At 52.5% G+C, this 7,084-nt stretch carries 10 protein-coding genes and 1 pseudogene; all 11 read left to right on the forward strand.

What is annotated here, in order from left to right; all coding sequences use genetic code 11:
• Positions 1-97 precede the first annotated feature (97 nt).
• Complete coding sequence (locus ACJ8IN_RS24440; protein WP_308325599.1) at positions 98-604, forward strand: RloB domain-containing protein; 507 nt, start codon at positions 98-100, stop codon at positions 602-604.
• Between the two features lie 419 nt (positions 605-1,023).
• The gene (locus ACJ8IN_RS24445) at positions 1,024-1,356 is read left to right on the forward strand and encodes a GrlR family regulatory protein (RefSeq protein WP_308325600.1); all 333 of its coding nucleotides are present in this window, start codon (positions 1,024-1,026) and stop codon (positions 1,354-1,356) included.
• A 389-nt stretch (positions 1,357-1,745) separates the two neighbouring features.
• Complete coding sequence (locus ACJ8IN_RS24450) at positions 1,746-2,342, forward strand: DUF1367 family protein (protein ID WP_308325601.1); 597 nt, start codon at positions 1,746-1,748, stop codon at positions 2,340-2,342.
• 8 nt (positions 2,343-2,350) lie between these two features.
• A complete protein-coding gene (locus ACJ8IN_RS24455) occupies positions 2,351-2,656 on the forward strand; it encodes a Ref family recombination enhancement nuclease (protein ID WP_308325602.1) in 306 nt (101 codons plus the stop codon).
• Positions 2,657-2,708: 52 nt separating this feature from the next.
• Positions 2,709-3,107 carry a hypothetical protein gene (locus tag ACJ8IN_RS24460; RefSeq protein ID WP_308325603.1) on the forward strand — a complete coding sequence of 133 codons (399 nt, stop codon included), beginning with the start codon at positions 2,709-2,711 and terminating at the stop codon, positions 3,105-3,107.
• A gap of 28 nt (positions 3,108-3,135) precedes the next feature.
• The gene (locus tag ACJ8IN_RS24465; protein WP_308325604.1) at positions 3,136-3,588 is read left to right on the forward strand and encodes a hypothetical protein; all 453 of its coding nucleotides are present in this window, start codon (positions 3,136-3,138) and stop codon (positions 3,586-3,588) included.
• Between the two features lie 10 nt (positions 3,589-3,598).
• Complete coding sequence (locus ACJ8IN_RS24470) at positions 3,599-3,826, forward strand: hypothetical protein (protein WP_060435325.1); 228 nt, start codon at positions 3,599-3,601, stop codon at positions 3,824-3,826.
• 3 nt (positions 3,827-3,829) lie between these two features.
• Entirely contained in the window at positions 3,830-5,452 is a 1,623-nt protein-coding gene (locus ACJ8IN_RS24475) for a portal protein (RefSeq protein WP_308326145.1), read from the forward strand.
• Entirely contained in the window at positions 5,452-5,685 is a 234-nt protein-coding gene (locus ACJ8IN_RS24480) for a Bbp19 family protein (protein WP_308325605.1), read from the forward strand. Before ACJ8IN_RS24475 ends, ACJ8IN_RS24480 begins: the two co-directional genes overlap by 1 nt.
• The gene (locus ACJ8IN_RS24485; RefSeq protein WP_308325606.1) at positions 5,672-6,496 is read left to right on the forward strand and encodes a hypothetical protein; all 825 of its coding nucleotides are present in this window, start codon (positions 5,672-5,674) and stop codon (positions 6,494-6,496) included. Before ACJ8IN_RS24480 ends, ACJ8IN_RS24485 begins: the two co-directional genes overlap by 14 nt.
• A 124-nt stretch (positions 6,497-6,620) precedes the next feature.
• Positions 6,621-7,084: pseudogene (locus ACJ8IN_RS24490) on the forward strand (hypothetical protein); the annotation flags it as partial.

The raw sequence follows: 7,084 nt of genomic DNA on the forward strand, positions 1-7,084 counted from the left end.
GAGATGAAAGGACTTAGAAGCCAGGATAATTTGTATAGCAAATATATCACCGGTGCTTTAGGTGGTGTTCCTGATATTTGCCTTTAAGGGATGAGTCATGGCTCCAAGAAAACAAGTAAGGAATACAAAACCTACCTTGCTACTTGTAGGGGAAGGGTTTTGTGAAAAAGCATTTTTAGCTCATCTGAAAGGAATATACTCTTTAGGACGTATTCGCATAACTATCTGCACGGCAAAAGGTAAGGGTCCAGATCATGTTATAAAACATGCACTATCCTGCAAACATTGTGATGGATACGATAAAGTCGCTGTTTTGTTGGATACTGACCTCCCCTGGCCGAAAGCAACAGTAGCAAAGGCTAAGTCAAAAGGTTTGCTTCTTGTAGGTTCAGAGCCTTGTCTTGAAGGGTTTTTATTGGATATTCTTCAATTAGCAAAAGATACCACCAATAATGGGTGTAAAGATAAATTACACCCATTACTTTCTGGCCCCCCTACTGATAGGGATAGTTATGTTGAGCGTTTCACCAGGGAAATTTTAGACAATGCTTCTGAAAGAATTCCTGGCCTCAAAAAATTACTGGAAATCTGTACTGAAATTTAATCTAACTGACCATTTTTTTAGATTTCTTTGGTTGAATTACGGGCGGTAATACGCCCGTAATAGTAACTGTATCTTTAGCGAAATAATTCATAAAACTATCTTATTCGTTGGGTACAGTCTAAATGGCCTTCCGCATAGCTACATCATCGACAAGGACATTGACGGCTCCCGCTGGCCCTAATCGGAGCGGGTAGCACCTCGGTACCACCGCCATTTTCGGAGACGCTGGTAAGGGTAAATATGCCTGAATTATGCGTATGGAGGATGGCAGTATAACAATGAGTTAGGCCTCATTAAAATTAATACTGTTTAAATAATCGGGTTTCAGCTGCGTGGCGCAAGCAGTTGAGCATCATAGTGTAGTATAATTTTATTCGCCTACTGGGGCACCACGTAACTAACTGAAAAAGGAAAATAAAATGCAAAATGGTTTATATGCAGTCGGTTTTTCCGGTGTAAGTGATTTTGGTGGTGGCGTTGTATCTGTGGCAGATAACAGCGTCAATGGAGGCGACGCAATCTGTTTTTACCAGGGGCGCATTGAACAGGGCCTCGGCCAGATGAAACTCCGCCTGGCTGTTAAAAAGTATAATCCGAATGGGGCAACGATTTTCGGAAATATCAATGAATTCACACTCGATCTTACGGGTGATGACAAAGGAAACGGCAACTATGAGTTCAAAGGGGCAATTTCTGGACACCCACAGGCAGTCATTGTCATCCATGCAAAGCGTGTCTCACATTTGATTTAAATTATTTGATAACTCTAGCCGCCCTCTGGGCGGTTTTTGTTTGAGGTGTGATACAAAATTAACTACTGTTTATTTGTGCAGTATTTTGATTAAATAAACTCGCAGTACACGATAAAGAGATAGTTAATTGATTGATTTTGAGGATTTAATTAAATCATTACCCAGCACCGGGAGAATAGTGATCACATGTGAGAACGGCGTAATAACTGGCACTCGCATCGTTAAAGAAAACGAGCATGTCGCATCACTTAACGCGTTGATTGATTTGGCAAAATCTGCAGGTTATTCAGTTGTAAGACCTGATGGAAACGCGCTATAATTAACGGGTTGGACTGAACACCCAGCCCGTTCGAATTCTGAGCAACTGCTGCGCTACTGGAGAGCACCCAATGGCGCAGTATTCGTTTGTAAAATCCGCAGGAAATTTGTTAGTGCCGGCCACCCCGGACGCGATCGAATTCCTGAAAACCAAAGTTAAGATCGGCGCCGTCCTGTATGCCGACTTTAGCCAGGCCCGCAACCCGGCATTTCACCGCAAGTATTTCTCCCTGCTGAATCTCGGCTTCCAGTATTGGGAACCGACCGGCGGTGCCATATCGCCGACCGACAAAGAGCTGCTCACCGGTTACGTGAAATTCCTCGCGTATTACGCCGGGAACGAAAGCACGCTGCAGGCAGCCGCCGACGAATATCTGCAGGATGTGGCAGAAAAGCGCGCCGGGAATATCAGCGCCGCAAAATCGTTCGAGGCATTCCGCGCCTGGGTAACGATCCAATCCGGCCATTACACCGCATACCAGATGCCGGATGGCAGCGAGCGCAAAAAACCCCGTAGCGTATCGTTCGCAAAAATGGACGATATCGAGTTCGCTCAGCTTTACAAAGCCACAATCGACGTGCTCTGGAATTTCATCCTGTTCCGCGCGTTCCCCAATCAGCAGGCTGCAGAAAACGCCGCCTCCCAACTGCTCAGCTACACGGCATAGGGGGAACCATGGCGACCAAAGACGAAAAGCAATGGTTATCCGACGTGGCAGAACTTGGCTGCGTCATCTGCCGCAATCTGGGTTACGGACCATCCCCTGCAGAAATACACCATATCCGCACAGGACAGGGAACAGCACAGCGCGCCCCCCATAATCAAACCCTCCCGTTATGCCCACCGCATCACCGCACTGGCGGCCACGGTGTAGCTGTACACGCCGGAAGAAAAACGTGGGAGAGGAATTACGGCACAGAGCTGGAATTACTCGATCAAGTTAATGGGGAAGTGGAGGAATTGCGCGAATGCAGAATTTAATCCTATCCCAAAGACCAGCAGGAAATAGCGAAAAGTCACAGGGCGCCCAGCGGTGGAAAAGAACAAAATCCTGTTTGGCACATCTTCTCGCAATGGCCGGCGGCGCGTTTTCCCATCTCTATGCTCGCGCACGCGCGCGTTTAGGGGGCTGATCATGCCTCTCGTCGCAACATTCCGCACAGACTGGTTTCGCGTGATTACCGATATCAACCGCACACGCATGGCAACGCAGAGCATCGCCGAGGAGTTGGGCGTGTCGAAATCTGCCGTTCTCGGCTGGAAATCGGGATCTGAACCGCGTCACGGCGACGGTGAGGCGCTGATCGCTCTCTGGTGCCAGGCGACGGGCTCAGACCGTAGCAATCTGCCGACCGTACTTTACCGGCAATGGTGGACGTTTAAGCGCCCGATAATTGGTCGGGAATCCGACCGCAAGCAGGGCAGACAATGAGCGCTCATCAACCCAAGGAGTAAACGCAATGGGACGACCACGCAAAGAAATCCAAACCCCCGGGCAGGAAAATCAGCGGCCGGAAGAAAACGCCACTGACGCACTGCTGTTGAATTCTGTTGTGCAGCAACCCGCAAACACGCCGGAACAGCTGAACGCTGCCACCGCTGGCGCTACGGTAATTACCGTCCAGGAGCCACAAAGCAGCGAAGAGGAATTGGCATTGGCTGCCCGTAACGCACTGCTGGGAACCATCAACGAGCAGGGAGCCGCCATCATCACGAAGTTTGAAGCGTACGCCTTCATAGACGAAAAAGGCCACCCGCTTACCAATAATCTCGAATTCCTCACCCTAGTGAAGAAAGCCACCGAAGCGGCAACCGGTGGCGCCGAGCCGATGGTGACGAACGAAGAGGGCAAGAAGCAGCCGGCACCGGGCAAACCTGTTTTAACCGAACACGGCTGGTACGTACCAGGCTAAGGAAACCGCTATGTGTGGATCTGCACCGAAAGTAGTACAGACCGACCCGCAGGCTGAGGCAGACGCAGCAGCAGACGCCGCGGCTAAAGCCTCAAATGCCGACGCCGCAAGCCGTAAGAAGCGCAAGAAAGGCTCTTCACTGCTGGCCAGCGGCGCCCAGGGCGCTACCGACGCCGGTGATTCGCTGCTCGCGAGCGGCGCCCAGGCGGCAGGCAACAAATCAACGCTGGGAGCGTGATTGATGGACGACACCGCCGCAAGGCTGATTAAACGCGTGAACACGCTCAAAGCCACCCGGCAGATGCATGAAAGTGTCTGGCGGGAGTGCTACGACTACACGTACCCGCTACGCGGCGCTGGCTTTTCGTCTGAGGTGCTGGACGCTCAGAGCGCGAAGCACAAGGTGGCCAAGCTGTTGGACGGCACGGCGACCGATAGCTCGCGCATGCTGGCGTCCGCTCTCATGTCCGGCATGACACCGGCTAACGCGCAGTGGCTGAACCTCGACAGCGAATCCCTACCGGACGACGCAAAGGCGTGGCTTTCTACCTGCGCAACGCTGGTGTGGGAAAACATCCACGCGGCCAACTTCGACGCCGAGGGCTACGAGGCAAATCTCGATGTAGTGTGCGCTGGCTGGTTTGTGCTGTACGTCGATGAAGACCGGGACGAGGGCGGCTATTCATTCCAGCAGTGGCCGCTGGCGCAGTGCTACGTTGCATCGACCCGCAAGGATGGCATTGTCGATACGATTTTCCGCTGCTACCAGCTGACCGCCGAGCAGGCGATCGCCGAGTTTGGCCAAGATGCTGTAAGCGAGAAGATCCGCGACGCCGCCAAGAAAAAACCAGACGACAAATTTGATTTTCTGCACGCGATTTTCCCGCGCACGAATTACATGGTTAACGCGCGCCTGGCTAAAAACCTGCGCTTCGCGTCGCACAACATCGATGTGACCGCAAAAAAAGTGGTGCGCGAATCCGGCTATCACGAATTCCCGTGCTGCGTGCCGCGCTGGATGAAAATCCCCGGCGGTTCGTACGGCATCGGCCCGGTTTATGACGCGCTGCCGGACTGCAAGGAGCTGAACGAAACCAAACGTATGGAGAAAGCCGCGCAGGACTTGGCGATCTCCGGCATGTGGATCGCCGAGGACGACGGCGTGCTTAACCCTCGCACGGTGAAGGTGGGGCCACGTCGCATCATCGTGGCCAACAGCGTCGACAGCATGAAGCCACTGCTGACCGGCTCAGACTTCAACGTCGCATTCACCGCTGAGGAACGTCTGCAGGCGTCAATCCGCAAGATCATGATGGCCGACCAGCTGCAGCCGCAGGACGGCCCGGCCATGACGGCCACCGAGGTGCATGTGCGCGTCGCGCTAATCCGCCAGTTGCTGGGGCCGGTATACGGACGATTCCAGGCGGAATACCTGCAGCCGCTGGTTGAGCGCTGTTTCGGTATCGCGTTCCGCGCAGGCGTGTTCCCTGAGCCGCCGGAGAGCATGAACGCCGCCAACTTCAACGTGCGTTATATCTCGCCGCTGGCGCGCGCACAGAAGCTGGAGGACGTCACGGCGATTGAGCGTTACGCCCAGAACGTTATGCAGCTGGTGCAGGTTTACCCGGACATTATCGACAACATGGACAGCGACGAAGCAAGCCGCGTTGTCGGCGAGGCGCTGGGTGTACCGGCCAAGGTTATGCGCTCGTCGGCTGATGTGTCCACGTTGCGCGACCAGCGAGCCAAACAGCAGCAGCAACAGCAACAACAGGCGCTGCTGATGCAGGCCGGCCAGCAGGCGGCAGGCGCTGCAGGACAGAGTGCTGGTGAAGCAATTGGCCAACAACTGGCGGGGGGCTGATGGGTATCAAGGAAGTTTCACCACTGGATTACAAGCGGCTGTTTGAAGAGACGGCCGGCGGCGCCGAGGTGCTGGACGAATTAACCCGGCGCTTCGGAGGATCAATTTTTGTGAAGGGCGGTCCAGAGGGTGACCGCCAAACCTGTTTTAAGGCCGGGCAACGTGACGTGCTCGATTTCATTTTGCGCCAGCTTAATCTGGCAGACGGAGTAAACGACGATGTGGAAGCTTAAACACTTATTCATGAATGCAGCTGGCGAAGGTGGGGAAGGTGGCGGCACTGGTGACGGCGGCAACCCAGGCACCGGCGATGGCGGCAGCACTTCCTTGCTGAGCACCGGAGCACAGAATCAGCCAGGTGGCGATGATTGGGTGCCTGAGAAATTCCGCGTCATGGGCGAGGATGGGAAACTCAATATCGAAGGATCAGCGCGCAAGCTGGCTGAGTCCTACACGCACTTGGAAAAACAGCGCGGCACCAGCACGGCACCGAAAACCGTAGACGAGTATGCGCCTACTGTTGAGGTTGAAGGCTTCAAGTGGGACGAGTTCAAGGCCGATCCTGAGATGCAGGGATTCCTCAAGGCGGCGCACGCCAAGGGCATCACCAACGATCAGATGGGCTTTATCCTCGGCGAGTACATGAACCGCGCTCCGGCGCTGGTGGGCGGTGCTGCAGAGCTGGATCAAGAGGCGGCGGCTACCGAGCTGCGCGGCACGTGGAAAACCGATGCGGAATTCCAGAAAAATATCGGGCTGGCGCACCGCGCGTTTATGTCGCTGGCTGACCCTGCCGACCAAGGTAAGATGGACGAGATTGGCAACAATCCTATGGTAATCCGCATGCTGGCGAAAATCGGCGCAGAGATGGGCGAGGATACTCCCGTGGGCAATGGCCAAATCAATCTCGAAGAGCAACAGAGCATCCGCGACCTGATGAAGTCCGAGGCTTACACAAACCCGAAACATGCTGACTATGAGCGCGTTACAGCTCAAGTTCGTGATTTTTATCGAAAGGTCTATGGCGATAACAACGTGGCGTAAACCACTGAACGCAACCCAACTGAAAACCAGCATTATGCTGGTTTTCTCGTATCTAGTGACTTCTAATATCTAATTGTATTTAATACTTGTCGTTTACAATTTTGTGATTGAAGGATGCGTCAGCGTGAATGAGTTAGCCGAAGCTGTAAAGAAAACACTAGTGGATAGGCTCAATACGCCTTTGTTTGGGTTTATCGCAATATCGTGGGTTATGTTTAACTGGGATAATATTTTATTTGTTATTTTTAGCAAGCTAACTATAGAGCAGCGTATAAGTGGCCTGCGAGCAATGGAGTTTTTTTATTGTAAGACGATTATCTTACCTGCGGTAACTGGCTTTGTTTTAAGCATTGTTTTTCCCTACCTGCAAGTTCTCATATCTATTTTTCAAATAGCCGCACAGAAAATCAATGACAAAATAACCCTAGGTCGAGAGAAGTTAGAGTGTGAAGCGGTAATGCAGCTGGCGGCTGTAAGAGCTAAAGCCAATAATTCTGTTAAAATAGCAATAGCTCATGAGGATAAGTTATTGGCTATGGCCGAGGATGAGGCTACAAAAATAAGATTTGATACTAAAAACCTGGAGGT

Source organism: Serratia sp. CY31944 (assembly GCF_052169175.1).
GTDB classification, from domain to species: domain Bacteria; phylum Pseudomonadota; class Gammaproteobacteria; order Enterobacterales; family Enterobacteriaceae; genus Serratia; species Serratia sarumanii.

Coding starts and splice junctions, on each gene's coding strand:
- ACJ8IN_RS24440 (WP_308325599.1), top strand. CDS start 98: ATGGCTCCAAGAAAACAAGTAAGGAATACAAAACCTACCTTGCTACTT.
- ACJ8IN_RS24445 (WP_308325600.1), top strand. CDS start 1,024: ATGCAAAATGGTTTATATGCAGTCGGTTTTTCCGGTGTAAGTGATTTT.
- ACJ8IN_RS24450 (WP_308325601.1), top strand. CDS start 1,746: ATGGCGCAGTATTCGTTTGTAAAATCCGCAGGAAATTTGTTAGTGCCG.
- ACJ8IN_RS24455 (WP_308325602.1), top strand. CDS start 2,351: ATGGCGACCAAAGACGAAAAGCAATGGTTATCCGACGTGGCAGAACTT.
- ACJ8IN_RS24465 (WP_308325604.1), top strand. CDS start 3,136: ATGGGACGACCACGCAAAGAAATCCAAACCCCCGGGCAGGAAAATCAG.
- ACJ8IN_RS24470 (WP_060435325.1), top strand. CDS start 3,599: ATGTGTGGATCTGCACCGAAAGTAGTACAGACCGACCCGCAGGCTGAG.
- ACJ8IN_RS24475 (WP_308326145.1), top strand. CDS start 3,830: ATGGACGACACCGCCGCAAGGCTGATTAAACGCGTGAACACGCTCAAA.
- ACJ8IN_RS24480 (WP_308325605.1), top strand. CDS start 5,452: ATGGGTATCAAGGAAGTTTCACCACTGGATTACAAGCGGCTGTTTGAA.
- ACJ8IN_RS24485 (WP_308325606.1), top strand. CDS start 5,672: ATGTGGAAGCTTAAACACTTATTCATGAATGCAGCTGGCGAAGGTGGG.